The sequence below is a fragment of the Moorena producens 3L genome, assembly GCF_000211815.1.
In the GTDB taxonomy this organism is placed as follows: Bacteria; Cyanobacteriota; Cyanobacteriia; order Cyanobacteriales; family Coleofasciculaceae; genus Moorena; species Moorena producens.
The window spans coordinates 1-13,482 of the sequence record NZ_GL890841.1 but is presented as its reverse complement, the minus strand read 5'-3'; the positions used below and the strand labels follow the sequence as shown (position 1 = coordinate 13,482).

Genomic DNA, 13,482 nt, shown 5'->3' with positions numbered 1-13,482 from the left:
TTGAAGGGCTACTGGCTTAACTCTGGAGAAATTAGCGTAGGGTAAACGGTAATTATAAAAGAGTTATGGATAATTGTGGGAACCTTTACCAATTAATAATTAGCAATTCCAAATAAGCAATTACTAACTACAAATTACCAATAAATAACTGTGTTCGATCAGGTAGATAGGGATCAGGTCAAATTTTTAGAACCTATGAACTATAGCAATTCTCTATGCCATGAGGTTGAGAAGCGTACCTCATAAATCCTATAAACGCTATATGTACGATCACAGCAAGCTAAAACCCATGAGAGGGCTATAGCTTTTTTATAAATGCTCTGCATAAGTGATAGCTCCCGATAGATAGTCCTTTTTAGCACACTTTATTTCTCTGAAGGAGAAACTTGTTATGACAGCTGGGATGAATTCCGATCCCCCCAGAGGTCAAAACCTCGCCAGCACCATCGTGCTGGTAGTGGCTTGGCTTTTGGGTAATATCTGGGCACTGCAATGGCTATTTGAGTCATTTAAGTATGCATCACTGCTAAATCTGATGCTAATCGGTGTTGTGATCATGGCTTGTTTGGTACAGCTATGGCGCGATCGCTTAATTATAACTGTGTCAGCAACTCCCACCTTAAGACTCTATCCGCTGTTGCTAATGTTAGGGTCTGGGATTAGTGCGATCGCATTCAGGTGGTTGGTGTATATCCCACAACTCAATTTACTCAAGAAGCCTTGGGGTCATCGGTGGTAAGTGTGGCGGATGGCTATCAAAACATCCGGGAACGTGAGAACCCTGTGTCTAATGACCGGGGATGAAACGGACGCGACGGGGTTCACCCCGCCGTGTCCCTCTTAAGCTTTGTCTATCTCACTCCTGATCCAGCGCTCAAGAAACTCCCCCACACTACTTCCAGAGTCTTTGGCTGAAAGCTGTAACCACTTCCAGGCGGTATCGGTCAAAAAGACGCCGTGCTGCTTTTTTAGTTCATCGTAATAGACTGGTATTCCTCTCATTCGTTTTTTAGTTTTTCGATCTTCAGTACTTGACATTGTCTAGAACCCTAAAGTATACTAATAATAATCTAGCAAGACAAGGAGTTGATGTCATATATATAGGACGATTCCAGTAAAGGCGACTTTTTCAGATGAAGAGAAAGGTTTTTGGTTGTTTCAATGCCGACAAGCAAACAGCTTAATAAATTGCGCTATTTATTATGTAAAAAACAAGCATTATGATTGGTTGCGCGAACAACCTGAAGCCTACAACACTTATTGGCGTGACGACACCCTCAAGTTTGGCTGGAAGACTTATAAATGTGCGGTAAGATATCCTGAATTAGACAAAGCTCTCAAGATGAGTCCACACTATAAGGCTATGGCTGCTCAGTCAGCTCAACAGACCTTAAAGTCAGTGGGAGAGTCTTTAACTGGTTACAACCAATTAGTTAGTAAATACTACAAAGGAGAAGTTGATAGGCCAAGGCTTCCTAGGTATCGCAAAAAAGGAGGATTGGCTGCTGTTACTTTTCCTAGACAGGCTCTTACCTACAAACAAGGCTTGTTCTACCCATCGGTTAGCAAAGAATCTAAACCCGAATTAATTTGTGACGTAGTCTTAGATCCACCAGCCTTTGTTGACCCAGATTGGGTTAAAGAGGTAACCGTTCGACCATATTTAGGGCAGCTATGGATCAATTGGGTTATAGACGATGAGAAGCAACCAGTAGAAAACAACCCAAATCTTGATTATTCTCAAGCATGGAGCTTCGATCATGGTGGGGATAATTGGCTAACCGGCGTCTCAACTCATGGGAAGAGTTTAATCATTGACGGTCGAAAGCTGAAGTCAATGAACCAGGGTTATGCTCGCCTGGTCGCAAAGTATAAAACAGGAAAACCTGAGTTCTATTGGGATAGCAAGCTTGATCGGGTGCAGCGGAAACGAAATAACCAAATGCGGGATGCAGTCAACAAAACCGCTCGCTTTATTATTAACCGCTGCCTCAGCGATCGCATTGGAAATATTGTGATTGGATGGAATGAGCGGCAAAAAGATTCGATCAATATGGGTCGCAGAGGTAATCAAAACTTTGTGGCAATCCCCACGAAGAGGTTGATTCAAAGACTGAAACAAATGTGCCCTGAATATGGCATTAAGTTGACAGTAACCGAAGAGTCTTATACGAGTAAGGCGTCGTACTTAGACGAAGATCCATTACCTAAGCACGGTGAAAAACCCAGTGGATGGCAACCTTCGGGAAAAAGAGTAAGACGTGGACTCTACAAGACTGCAAAAGGATACCTAGTTAACGCAGACTGCAACGGCGCAGGAAATATTACTAGGAAAGTAGCCAAACAGTTAGGTCTCGATCTAACCAAGATGGGTAGGGGAGCTTTGACACTCCCACATCGTTATGACATTTTTAAGTATCTTAAAAAATCATACCGAATGAGCTGTGTTCGCGAAGCGTCGCCTTTGGCCGTAGGCCACGCTGCGCGAACGGCGATAGTCGCACGGGAAAACCGCTGCGACTTCACAACCTCATAGAATCCCCCGTGTTTCAACCGGGGGAGATGTCAAGACATTGTCAGTCCCTATTCATCCATGATTGTGCTGGTGAATGATGAGCAACGAAGGATGCTCAAAGAAGCAGAAGCGTCGAGCGATCGCTTTGACCGAGAGGTGGAAACTGGGGAAGAACAGTTGAATCAGCCGTCTAATCCCTTTACTGTTTCCGGTGTTCCTGAACCAGAGGTATGGATGTTGATTTTGATCAGTGCGATCGCACTTTTGATTATTAGCAAACGACAAAAAATTACCGTTGACGGTTAACGCTCAATAGTTGTCAATTATTTCATCAATTAGCAAGTGGCGTAGGGTGTGTTAGGGGCGGGATCGGCCTGATTTTATCGGTTCCCAGTGTTAAAAAACCGAGCCCCGTAACGCACCACCCCCTCTTTGCCCTTTTTACTTTTTCAGACAACACGAGCCAAAATCTCTTCTTGATGCAGTCGCTCATGGGGGAAACCCCCAAGACCGCGCTGCATCGCTCCAGCAACTCGCTCCCCTGATTCCAACGCTGATTCCATTCCAGGAGATGCGATCGCAGTATGTTCCCCAGCAAAGTGAATTCGATTCCAGGGTTTAGCCATCTTGTCCTGAAATCCGCGAATTTGTCCGGGGGCAAAGTGAGCATAAGCTCCCTGAGCATAAGGATCACTACCCCAGGAAACCACACGGGCTATCTCCACATTACTTTCAGTAGCAGGGCGAATTCGCTTCAGTTCAGCCTTGACACGACCACCAATGCGATCGCGTGCTTCCAATACCGTTACCGAAATCCCCTTTGCCTCTAATAGCAACGCGCTATATAAACCGGAAAGACCAGCACCGATCACCACTACTGAGGTGGGCTTAATCGAAGCAGATGCAGCAATCTGTTTAGATGCTCGTCCTACCACGAGGGTGGCTAGGGCAGACTGAGCCATCCGACCCAGGAATTTACGGCGATTAAGACCTCTAGTAGTCATTAGTTTGTAGTGATTATTGCATTATTTGATTATTTTAATATTTCATTTTATTGTGTACTATTACAATCCTCTCAAATAGTTTAATTTTTATGTACTTGCCATGGTAACAAGAAGACAATTTAGCAAAATTGTTGAGGAATTCTAATCAATTGAACTGAGATACTTCAATGAGTAATAGTCAGTCCACAGGATTGCCTCTTTGGGTGCAGCAAAGAGATACAGTTATCGCCAATGATGCTGGGGTTGAATGGCGAGAGGGCAAACGCCCTGATTATGCCCAAACTAATCAATTTCTTAAGAAAGGGAGTAAATTTAATCATCCAGAGGGGTCTTTGGAAGCGATCGCTCAAAACTTAGTCAGAACCTTCGAGATGGAAGCCTCCTATAAAGCTAATCCTGAACAGTGGTTGTCTATTGTTGCCGACCAGTTTCGGATGAGCACTAACGGTGGACCAAAGTACAATGCCCAGACTGTTGCTGATATCGGAACATACAACGTATTTCTTGGGGATACGGAACACTATCGCTCCACAGAAGAAACCTTTGAATCATCCATAGAAATTTTCCATAAGGCTTTTCCTAATGGCTTTCTCTGGGAACTGATGGAAGTGCTTTCCGCACCTCCTAATGTCACCTTTAAGTGGCGGCATTGGGGGACGTTTAGCGGTTCCTTTAAAGGCCATGAACCCACAGGAGAAACTATAGAAGTTTTTGGCATCAGTATTGCTCGGGTTACTGAAGACTTGAAGATTGTCTCCTTGGAGCATTTCTTCGATAACAGTTTGTTTCTCAAGCAATTAACATCAGGCTGTCCCTTCCACTCTTAAAATTTAAATAATTCGTAAGCATTCAGCTAATGCGCTACGCCCACCCTTGGCCTGTGGCCACGCTGCTTGAGGTGCGAACAGCTTTCAGCTTTCAGCTTATGGGCGTAGCGTGGGCTTTGGCCAAGGGCTTTTTCCCAGACTTTCAATTCGATAAAATCTCACCTGAGTTCGACGTAACCCTGGAAGCCTTAATCTACCGTAGTTGCTCAAAGCCTGTATCCCCCATTGTTGCCTCAAGGGTTCCCGAAGCCTAGCCTGCTTAGGGCTAATCGCTTATACTCAGATCTTGCACCAAGTTTAAAATTTACCTGTCAAGTTAGGGAACAGGGAACAGCGGATCTGGGAACAGTGATAAGATTTGACTATTTCAGTGCTGAAATTGATTGTTATCACTTCCGTTATTAAGTTTTTTTGTACTGGTGCAAGATCTCAGTTATATGGAAATCAGGTTAGGTAGATTATCCCCCATCACCCGATCACCCCATTACCTGATTACCCCATCTATTCAGGTCTGTGATTGCTGTACACTGGCAAAAAAGAAGTCTTGAAGCAGGTTTGAGGACTTCTTTTGGAGGCTGAAAGTCCCTCTCTTAGGAGGTTTTGTAAATAAAATTAACTTTTACGAAAAAAAAATAGTAGGCTTCTTGTATAATTCTCGACATAGAGGTATGTAACTATTTATAGATACCTACTTACCATCTCTCTCTGAAAATTCAGGAGTAAGTTTCATGGTTGTATTAATAGGCGGTCCAGGTAACGATACCTTGATGGGCGGGGCTGGTGATGACACCCTCAGGGGGAATGCTGGCAATGATAGCCTGGTTGGCGGGGCTGGTGATGATAGCCTGGTTGGCGGAGCTGGTAAAGATACCCTGATTGGCGGAGCTGGTAAAGATACCCTGATGGGCGGAGCTGGTGATGACACCCTCAGGGGGAATGCTGGCAATGATAGCCTGGTTGGCGGGGCTGGTGATGATAGCCTGGTTGGCGGAGCTGGTAAAGATACCCTGATTGGCGGAGCTGGTAAAGATACCCTGATGGGCGGAGCTGGTGATGACACCCTCAGGGGGAATGCTGGCAATGATAGCCTGGTTGGCGGGGCTGGTGATGATAGCCTGGTTGGCGGAGCTGGTGATGATAGTCTGCTTGGCGGAGCTGGTAAAGATACCCTGATTGGCGGAGCTGGTAAAGATACCCTGATTGGCGGTGTAGGTAACGACTCTCTGTCTGGCGGTGTAGGTAACGACTCTCTGTCTGGGGGCTTAGGTAATGATACCATCGTAGGTGTAAATCCCAGCAGTAACAATCCAGGTGTTAATGAAATTGATACCTTAACCGGAGGAGCTGGTGCTGATACATTTGCGATTGGAAATAGCAATAATCCTTACTATGTCGGGGGGGGAGGACCTGCGGGTCTCAATGACTACGCTCTAATTACAGATTTCCAATCTGGTACGGATAAAATTCAACTCAAGCAAGGCATCAACTATACCTTTGGTTCCAACTTTATCGCTCTCGATTCTGGTTCGGGCTTTGATGTTATTGCTATAGTTTCTCCTGGCTATGACCAAGGGGATCTGATATTTGTATAACGACTAGTACACCGTCTCGGAAATAACTGACTAGTTAAAATCTCCTTGATCTGGCCCGTTTCCCCCTTTTCTTCCTCTCCGTTAAACTGAGTACTCGAACCATTGTGATTAATCGTTTGGTGGGCAGTGCTTACTTTGGCTATGGCCAGCTTGGTGAATCTTTCTGGTGCACTGCCCACCCTACATCAACCTGAGTACTCGAACCATTGTGATTAATCGTTTGGTGGGCAGTGCTTACTTTGGCTATGGCCAGCTTGGTGAATCTTTCTGGTGCACTGCCCACCCTACATCAACCTAAATGGGACAGTGATTAATCCTAGGGTGGGCAGTGCCTAGGAACGGGCAAAGCCCAGCTTGGTGAATCTGTCTGGTGCACTGCCCACCCTACATGAACCTAAATGGGACAGGGGATGTGGGTGAATGGGTACGCTAAATCCCCAATTGTCTGATTCACTTGTCTGATTCAGACGCTACCCCAAGTTATGACTTTTGTCAATAACTTGGGGTAATTTTTGTTTCTAAAATAGAATTTATCAATTCGGTGAGATACTTGCGTATAGGCGGTTTCGACGTCTAATTAGTACATATGTACATAGTAAGTTAACTTCTAGAGAAAAAAAAATAGTAGGCTTCTTGCATAATTACCCAAACATAGGTGGATAGCTCTTATAGATACCTATTACAACCTAGACAAAATTCAGGAGCAACTTTCATGAATACATTAATCGGCGGTCCAGGTAATGACTTTCTAGCAGGAGACAACAATGACGATAACCTGATCGGGGGTGCTGGCAATGATACCTTACTAAGTTTGGGTGGCAATGACCTTCTTGATGGGGGTGATGGCAATGACATCCTGGCAGGGGCTGCTGGGGAAGATTTACTTGATGGCAGAGCTGGTAATGATTTATTAAGCGGTGGTGATGGTATTGATCTTCTAGATGGTGGTGAAGGCAATGATACCCTGATTGGCGATCGCGGTGATGACAATATCAATGGCGGAGATGGTGATGACCGAATGATTTGGAATGACGGTGATGGCAGCGATATCATGGAAGGGGGTGCTGGCTTTGATGTAGTAGAAGTGAATGGCGCAGATGGTGCCGGAGATAACTTTGCCCTCAACCCCAATGGCCCCAGGGTACGCTTTGAGCGGTTGAATCTCGGTCTGTTCAACCTGAATGTCAATGATGTAGAACAGTTTGAGATCAATGGTCTTGGGGGTGATGACACCTTAACTGTTAATGACTTGTCCGGTACTGATGTACAGCTGGTAGTCTTTAACGGCGGTGATGGTAATGACCTTCTCGATGGAACCAATGCTGTGTTACCTTTGCTTGGTATTGGAGGTAATGGCAATGACACCCTGATTGGCGGAGCCGGTGATGACAACCTCAGGGGTGATGCTGGCAATGATAGCCTGGTTGGCGGAGCTGGTGATGATAACCTAATTGGAGATGCTGGCGATGACACTCTGATTGGAGGTGATGGCGATGACAATCTGGTTGGTGGAGATGGTAATGATGTCCTAATCAGTGGCAACGGTATTACTACCTTTACTTTTGACAGTGGAGTAGCTTTCAATTCAAGCGATTTGGGTCTCGATAGCATTACTAACTTTATCGGAGGTCAAGACAAAATTAGTCTGGAACAGGACACCTTCACTGCGCTCACTGGTACCTCCAGTGGGGGCTTAGATAGCAGTGAATGGGCGGTTGTATCTGATAATAGCCAGGTAGAAAGTAGTGGTGCTTTGATTGTCTACAACAGCGAAACCGGCGGTCTATTCTACAACCAGAATGGCAGTGCAGGTGGTCTGGGAAGCGGAGCTCAGTTTGCTACAATCGACACCAGCACCTCGGTAGATTTCACAGACTTTGAGGTATTTTAAGTTAATTAAAAGTTAACTTATCTAGCATTTATCAATTCGGTGAGGTACATTTTGGATTTTAGGGACTGAGGCCGTGGGCCACGCGGGGCGCTTTCGGAGCAGGGACTTCGGAGCAGGGAGTAGGGAGTAGGGAACAAATCCTGTGTACCTCACTGGTGATGAGAATTGCTATAGTCGTTTTTTGTTGAAGGTTGACAGTCAACCTTCAACCTTCAACCTTCAACCTTCAACCTTCAACCTACCCTAGACCGAACCCCTACAGCAAACAACCTTCATGCTGATTAATCACCGTCCTAATTACAGGAATTATAGTAAAAAATGTGCGATTACTGTGGGAAATTTTTTCCATTAGTGAGCGCCTTTCCAAAGACTGTAAAACTGAAATAAGTTGTGAATTATAGTCTAAGCTAATACTATGGCGCAATTGTTTAATGTAAATGGGGGTAGGATTCCTAGCTAGATAGGCGATCACCTTCTTCTCTGACTCATCTAACCGATTCAATTGCTCGATTAACATTGCTCTCATTGGCTCAGGAACAATCATTTCCTCCCAACTTAAAAATTCCGATACACTACCAAAAAAAAAGTCTTTAATCGTTGTCACAGCCAGCTTTAACCCTAAGGGATTGCCTCGATAACGTTTAATGAGTTCCATGTCTTGCTCTTGTTCAGACAAACCATTAGCTGCTAATAGTTTCCGAGCATCTTCTGTTGGTAAACCGTTTAGGGTTAATGAACGAGTGGAATAGTTTTTTTCTCCAATAACTCCATTTCTAGCGGTGGTTCCCAACTGATTAGGAGCAAACAACTTTGGTGTCTTTCTTGTGCTACTCTTCTAAAAAGTTGACCATAATCCTCATATCCGGCTTGATACTTTCCAACTAAAGTGCCACGGCTTAAAATCTGTTCAGCATCATCGAGTATTACTAGACAGCGATGCTCTCGTAAACACTCTAGAAAGTGAGACATGAGCAGGTTGATGTCTTCTGGTAACTCCGATGACTGCTGGTGAGATAGGAATGGAATCAGTTGTGCCAGCAGTTGCTTCAGGGGTTGGGCAGAGGATAGCGATCGCCAAATAATATAATCAAACTCCTCCTGAATCTCTCGTGCTAGCTTGGCAGCTAACGATGTTTTGCCAACGCCTACTATCCCAAGTATTGCTACCAATTGGCTTCCCTTGAGACTAATCCATTGCTTAAGGGTGTTCAGTTCCCTAGTGCGTCCATAGAATGCAGAAATCTGTGGTGCTTCACCCCAATCTTGGGACTGCTGGGGAGTTTTGTATCCAGCGGCTTCCAGCCATATAGAGATATCTCTCCAACTTTTTAGGGTGTTCGATTTCCGATTAGTTAAGCTTTCTACATACCGATACAAACCTTTAGTGAGTTGAACGCTAAGTGAGCCACAACTCCAATGGAGAGCAGCAGCAATTTTTTTAGGAGGATAGCCGCACAGCAAACCTCTTAAGCATGCTTTTTCCACTGGGGTCAATTTGATTTCCCTATTTGTAGCAATGTTTTTTTTATGAGCTAGTTCTGTATACAACTTTTCTAAATTCCACAGCTTGGCTGCTTTGATAAACAGTTCATCTTCAAATCGATTGGTGTTAGATTTCATAGTAGGGAATCCTAATCAAGCTCACGAAATAGCTACCTATCAACTAATAAATTAACTAATCAATAAGGTAGCTATTGGGAGCGTTTACTAGATATATTTGCAAAACGTAGATGTCCCCGATGCTGATAACTATACTGTTTGAAAAAATCAGTTTTTGTTACATCTCTACGTAAGCAAATTACCCTGATTACTGTCCCTAAATTGGGTGCATCTCATATTTGTAAAAAAGTTGGGTAGGGTGCGTGATAAGACGGGCTCGCCCTCATTTTATCGGTAGCCAGTGTTGGGAAAGTCCGTCCCGTAACGCACCACTAGATCAAACAGCAAAAATGAGATGCACCCCCTAAATTTGTAAGGCTAAATTGTTTTTTTTAAGCTAAGTTAATCTTACCATTCAAGAGCTGTAATTATCAGGTAAATTCGGTTTAATTTAGGTTTAATTTAATTTAATTCCTAAACTAAACACCCCCGATAACCGATTGACTGATAAGTCTAGTTTACTTGATTTGTGAAAAGTTGACAGTACCCGTTAGGGGTACCATAGCAGTTCTCAATTGGGTGAGGTACCTAGCCCTTGGGGTTGCGCGGGAGTCGGGAGCGGTGCGACCCGTGGCGAATTTAATAATTAGATGCGGAAAGCGCACCGAGGGAGTCGGGGTAAGAAAATTAAATCTACCTCATAAGTAGGATTAACGCTATATATTTGTAAGCATTCAGCTATCAGCTCTCAGCTATCAGCTTTGAGCTTTTAAATAAAACAAGTAAGCATTCGTTTAATCTTTGTTACGTCAGCTGTTCGCGTAGCGTGGGCTAAAAGCCCACGGCTGACGGCTGAATGCTTACATATATTTTTTTTGGTCAAGCTGGTGCTGCCAAGTAACAAGTCACAATAAACAATTATTAATAATTAATAACTAGAGCGATTCTCATATTAATGAGCTACACACACCTATTTTTTACGTGTTCCTTTTCCTGTTCCCAGATCCGCTGTTCCCAGATCCGCTGTTCCCTTTGCTATTGTGTACTTCACCTATTTGATAAAGGCTATACTCCTTGACCTAATCCTAAAACCTAATCAAATCCTAATCACCATTAGGTATTTTATAGCTGCTGCGATCGCTAGGGTGGATTTATACCAAAAAAAAGAGTAAATTCACCATGGCTACCTTAGTAACTGAAACTCAGAAATTATCCAACTTAATTCCAGAATCCGAACTAGATTTAATCAAGTCACTGCCACAATCTATTCAGGATCAGGTAGTTCCTAGCCCCGATTTATCTAAGTCTGCTGGTACACCGATTCAGTTAAATTTGACCCAGATACAACAGTTAGTTCCCAATGAGTCAGGCGTACAAAGCTTATCCTCGAAATCTATAATCTCAGGGCCTTTTAACTTTATTATTGGTACTCCCAATCCTGACTTTTTAGTGGGTACTAACAAGAACGATTTAATTTTAGGACGTGGCGGAAATGACATTATTATAGCACTTGGTGGCAATGACCTTGTGTTTGGTGAAGAGGGAAATGACATTGTTATCGCTGGCTCAGGTAACGATTTTGTGTCTGGCGGCTCAGGTAACGACTTTGTGTTTGGCAGTTCTGGTAATGATATCTTGGATGGTGGCTCTGGTAATGACTCTCTATTTGGGGGAACTGGCAAAAACCATTTCATTGGCAGTAGTGGTAATGATGTCCTGGATGGAGAGGAAGGCAACGATAGCGTCGATTACACTGGTCTCGGTCGAGCTATTACTCTTTTACCCACCGGAATCGTTAACAAAAGTGGTCTTGGTCAGGATACACTGATCCGAGTGGAGACGATTATTGGGGATGCCGGTCAAGCTAATACGATTGATGCCTCTTCTGCTGGTACTGGTGCCTCTGTGAACGTAAATCTGCAACAGAACAGTTTACAGATTAATGTTGTTAATGGTCCAGTTCTTAATCGCACTGTCCAAAACTTTGTGAATGTCAAAGGTGCTGGTCGCAACGATACCATTATTGGTGATAACAACAGTAATCAACTTACTGGTGGTGCCGGAAGTGACAATATTACTGGTGGCGGTGGTAATGATACCATCGTAGGTGTTGATCCCAACAGTAAACAGCCAGGTATTAATGAAATTGATATCTTAACCGGAGGAGCTGGTGCTGATAAATTTGTGATGGGAGATAGCAAGAATCCTTACTATGTCGGTGGTGGAGGATTTTTGGGTCTGAATGATTACGCTCTACTTAAGGATTTCCAATCCGGTACGGATAAAATTCAACTCAAGTCAGGGCTCAACTATACCTTTGCATCAAACTTTATCGCTGTCAATCAAGGCTTCTCTTCTTCTGATAAAAGTCTTGCTTCAGTGGAACAGATTGCTAATGATATTGCTGGAGGTAAGAGTTTAGGTGTTGAATCTCAGCTGACCATAGGGGATAGTAGTTTGGACTCTGTTGAGAAGATCGCGCCTAATTTCAGCTTTGACATTATTGCTATTGTGTCTGGTGGCTATAACCAAGGGGATTTGACCTTTGTATAACGATTAGTTTGGTGGGCAGTGCCTAGCCATGCGCTTTGGCTTGGTGAATCGGTCTGGTTCACTGCGGACCCTACATCAACCTGTGATTAATCCTTTGGTGGGCAGTGCTTAGCAATGGGCTTTGGCCAGTTTGGTGAATCGGTCTGGTTCACTGCCCACCCTACATCAATTGTGATTAATCCGTTGGTGGGCAGTGCTTAGCAATGCGATCGCTAGCTTGGTGAATCGGTATGGTTCACTGCGGACCCGACATCAACTGTGATTAATCGTTTGGTGGGCAGTGCTTAGCAATGCGATCGCTAGCTTGGTGAATCGGTCTGGTGCACTGCCCACCCTACATCAACTACATCAATTGTGATTAATCGTTTGGTGGGCAGTGCCTAGCAATGGGCTTTGGCTTGGTGAATTGGTCTGGTTCACTGCCCACCCGACATCAATTGTGATTAATCCGTTGGTGGGCAGTGGCTAGCCATGGGCTATGGCTTGGTGAATCGGTATGGTTCACTGCCCACCCGACATCAACTGTGATTAATCGTTTGGTGGGCAGTGCCTAGCAATGGGCTTGGGCTTGGTGAATTGGTCTGGTTCACTGCCCACCCGACATCAATTGTGATTAATCCGTTGGTGGGCAGTGGCTAGCCATGGGCTATGGCTTGGTGAATCGGTATGGTTCACTGCCCACCCGACATCAACTGTGATTAATCGTTTGGTGGGCAGTGCCTAGCAATGGGCTTGGGCTTGGTGAATTGGTCTGGTTCACTGCCCACCCTACAGACTGATTTAATTACCCCAAGTTATGACTTTTGTCAATAACTTGGGGTAATTTTTATTTCTCAAATAAAATTTTTAAATTTGCTGAAATCCTTGCTTATACGCTGTTTCGCCGTTTTTGTAGTACATAAGTACCATAAAATTCCCTTCTAGAAAAAAAATATTACGCTTTTTGCATAATTATCCAAATCCAGGTGGATAGCTTTTATAGATACCTAATTAAAATCTTGAAAAAAACAGGAGTAAATTTACCATGGCTACGTTCATAGATACAATTGAGAACTTACCATCCGGCCTAATTCCAGAATCCGAACTAGAGTCAATCAACTCACTGCCACAATCTATCCTGAATCAGGAAGTTCCTAGCCCCATTTTACCTCCTAACAATCCTACTCTGACTCAGTTAAGTGTTAATCAAATACAACAGTTAGTTTCCGATGATTCAGACTTACAGACTTTATCATCGACAACTAAAATCTCAGGGCCTTTTCAGTTGATTTTTGGTACTCCCAATCCTGACTTTTTATTGGGTACTAGCAACAACGATTTAATCCTGGGACTTGAGGGAGATGACATCATTATAGGACTTGAGGGCAATGACCTTCTCTTTGGTCAAGAGGGAAATGACATTCTTATCGGCGGCTCAGGTAACGATTTTCTGTTTGGGGGCTCAGGTAATGATGTTCTCTCTGGCGACTCAGGTCACGATTGTCTGTTTGGGGGCTCAGGT

The 13,482-nt window shown here is 44.1% G+C and carries 13 protein-coding genes; 9 read left to right on the top strand and 4 right to left on the bottom strand.

From position 1 onward, the window contains the following. Positions 1–391 precede the first annotated feature (391 nt). The gene (locus LYNGBM3L_RS08885) at positions 392–739 is read left to right on the top strand and encodes a hypothetical protein (protein ID WP_008181569.1); all 348 of its coding nucleotides are present in this window, start codon (positions 392–394) and stop codon (positions 737–739) included. A gap of 101 nt (positions 740–840) precedes the next feature. Here LYNGBM3L_RS08885 and LYNGBM3L_RS08880 read toward each other — a convergent pair whose 3' ends face one another. After that, positions 841–1,038, bottom strand: a complete 198-nt coding sequence (locus LYNGBM3L_RS08880; protein ID WP_008181567.1) for a hypothetical protein — start codon at positions 1,036–1,038, stop codon at positions 841–843. Between the two features lie 58 nt (positions 1,039–1,096). Here LYNGBM3L_RS08880 and LYNGBM3L_RS08875 point away from each other — a divergent pair, with 58 nt between their 5' ends. Together LYNGBM3L_RS08875 and LYNGBM3L_RS45570 are read left to right on the top strand one after the other, a co-directional pair. Next, positions 1,097–2,536, top strand: coding sequence for an RNA-guided endonuclease InsQ/TnpB family protein (locus LYNGBM3L_RS08875; RefSeq protein ID WP_229414406.1), 1,440 nt, complete (start codon positions 1,097–1,099; stop codon positions 2,534–2,536). Between the two features lie 57 nt (positions 2,537–2,593). Beyond that, on the top strand, positions 2,594–2,821 hold the full coding sequence (locus tag LYNGBM3L_RS45570) for a PEP-CTERM sorting domain-containing protein (protein ID WP_008181562.1): 228 nt from the start codon (positions 2,594–2,596) through the stop codon (positions 2,819–2,821). A 143-nt stretch (positions 2,822–2,964) separates the two neighbouring features. On the opposite strand, the gene LYNGBM3L_RS08865 is transcribed toward LYNGBM3L_RS45570, so the two are convergent. Then, entirely contained in the window at positions 2,965–3,519 is a 555-nt protein-coding gene (locus LYNGBM3L_RS08865) for an FAD-dependent oxidoreductase (protein ID WP_044492507.1), read from the bottom strand. Between the two features lie 167 nt (positions 3,520–3,686). Here LYNGBM3L_RS08865 and LYNGBM3L_RS08860 point away from each other — a divergent pair, with 167 nt between their 5' ends. The 4 genes from LYNGBM3L_RS08860 (at position 3,687) to LYNGBM3L_RS08845 (ending at position 7,829) form a co-directional block, all read left to right on the top strand. Beyond that, positions 3,687–4,346 carry an ester cyclase gene (locus LYNGBM3L_RS08860; RefSeq protein WP_008181559.1) on the top strand — a complete coding sequence of 220 codons (660 nt, stop codon included), beginning with the start codon at positions 3,687–3,689 and terminating at the stop codon, positions 4,344–4,346. Between the two features lie 29 nt (positions 4,347–4,375). After that, entirely contained in the window at positions 4,376–4,600 is a 225-nt protein-coding gene (locus tag LYNGBM3L_RS08855) for a hypothetical protein (RefSeq protein WP_008181557.1), read from the top strand. A gap of 474 nt (positions 4,601–5,074) precedes the next feature. Continuing rightward, on the top strand, positions 5,075–5,938 hold the full coding sequence (locus tag LYNGBM3L_RS08850) for a calcium-binding protein (RefSeq protein WP_008181555.1): 864 nt from the start codon (positions 5,075–5,077) through the stop codon (positions 5,936–5,938). Positions 5,939–6,650: 712 nt separating this feature from the next. Further along, entirely contained in the window at positions 6,651–7,829 is a 1,179-nt protein-coding gene (locus LYNGBM3L_RS08845; protein WP_008181550.1) for a calcium-binding protein, read from the top strand. 256 nt (positions 7,830–8,085) lie between these two features. Here LYNGBM3L_RS08845 and LYNGBM3L_RS38085 read toward each other — a convergent pair whose 3' ends face one another. Next, the gene (locus tag LYNGBM3L_RS38085; protein ID WP_131826912.1) at positions 8,086–8,637 is read right to left on the bottom strand and encodes a hypothetical protein; all 552 of its coding nucleotides are present in this window, start codon (positions 8,635–8,637) and stop codon (positions 8,086–8,088) included. After that, positions 8,559–9,449, bottom strand: a complete 891-nt coding sequence (locus LYNGBM3L_RS08840; RefSeq protein WP_008181548.1) for an NB-ARC domain-containing protein — start codon at positions 9,447–9,449, stop codon at positions 8,559–8,561. The genes LYNGBM3L_RS38085 and LYNGBM3L_RS08840 overlap by 79 nt, the downstream gene beginning before the upstream one ends. Before the next feature lie 1,158 nt (positions 9,450–10,607). Here LYNGBM3L_RS08840 and LYNGBM3L_RS33790 point away from each other — a divergent pair. Then, complete coding sequence (locus tag LYNGBM3L_RS33790; RefSeq protein WP_008181546.1) at positions 10,608–11,981, top strand: calcium-binding protein; 1,374 nt, start codon at positions 10,608–10,610, stop codon at positions 11,979–11,981. Positions 11,982–13,005: 1,024 nt separating this feature from the next. Continuing rightward, a partial coding sequence (locus tag LYNGBM3L_RS34775; RefSeq protein ID WP_008181541.1) for a calcium-binding protein occupies positions 13,006–13,482 on the top strand: 477 nt, incomplete at its 3' end.

What these genes read in the sequence shown, in the direction of transcription:
- LYNGBM3L_RS08885 (WP_008181569.1), top strand. Translation starts at nt 392, where the DNA reads ATGACAGCTGGGATGAATTCCGATCCCCCCAGAGGTCAAAACCTCGCC.
- LYNGBM3L_RS08880 (WP_008181567.1), bottom strand. Translation starts at nt 1,038, where the DNA reads ATGTCAAGTACTGAAGATCGAAAAACTAAAAAACGAATGAGAGGAATA.
- LYNGBM3L_RS45570 (WP_008181562.1), top strand. Translation starts at nt 2,594, where the DNA reads ATGATTGTGCTGGTGAATGATGAGCAACGAAGGATGCTCAAAGAAGCA.
- LYNGBM3L_RS08865 (WP_044492507.1), bottom strand. Translation starts at nt 3,519, where the DNA reads ATGACTACTAGAGGTCTTAATCGCCGTAAATTCCTGGGTCGGATGGCT.
- LYNGBM3L_RS08860 (WP_008181559.1), top strand. Translation starts at nt 3,687, where the DNA reads ATGAGTAATAGTCAGTCCACAGGATTGCCTCTTTGGGTGCAGCAAAGA.
- LYNGBM3L_RS08855 (WP_008181557.1), top strand. Translation starts at nt 4,376, where the DNA reads ATGCGCTACGCCCACCCTTGGCCTGTGGCCACGCTGCTTGAGGTGCGA.
- LYNGBM3L_RS08850 (WP_008181555.1), top strand. Translation starts at nt 5,075, where the DNA reads ATGGTTGTATTAATAGGCGGTCCAGGTAACGATACCTTGATGGGCGGG.
- LYNGBM3L_RS08845 (WP_008181550.1), top strand. Translation starts at nt 6,651, where the DNA reads ATGAATACATTAATCGGCGGTCCAGGTAATGACTTTCTAGCAGGAGAC.
- LYNGBM3L_RS08840 (WP_008181548.1), bottom strand. Translation starts at nt 9,449, where the DNA reads ATGAAATCTAACACCAATCGATTTGAAGATGAACTGTTTATCAAAGCA.
- LYNGBM3L_RS33790 (WP_008181546.1), top strand. Translation starts at nt 10,608, where the DNA reads ATGGCTACCTTAGTAACTGAAACTCAGAAATTATCCAACTTAATTCCA.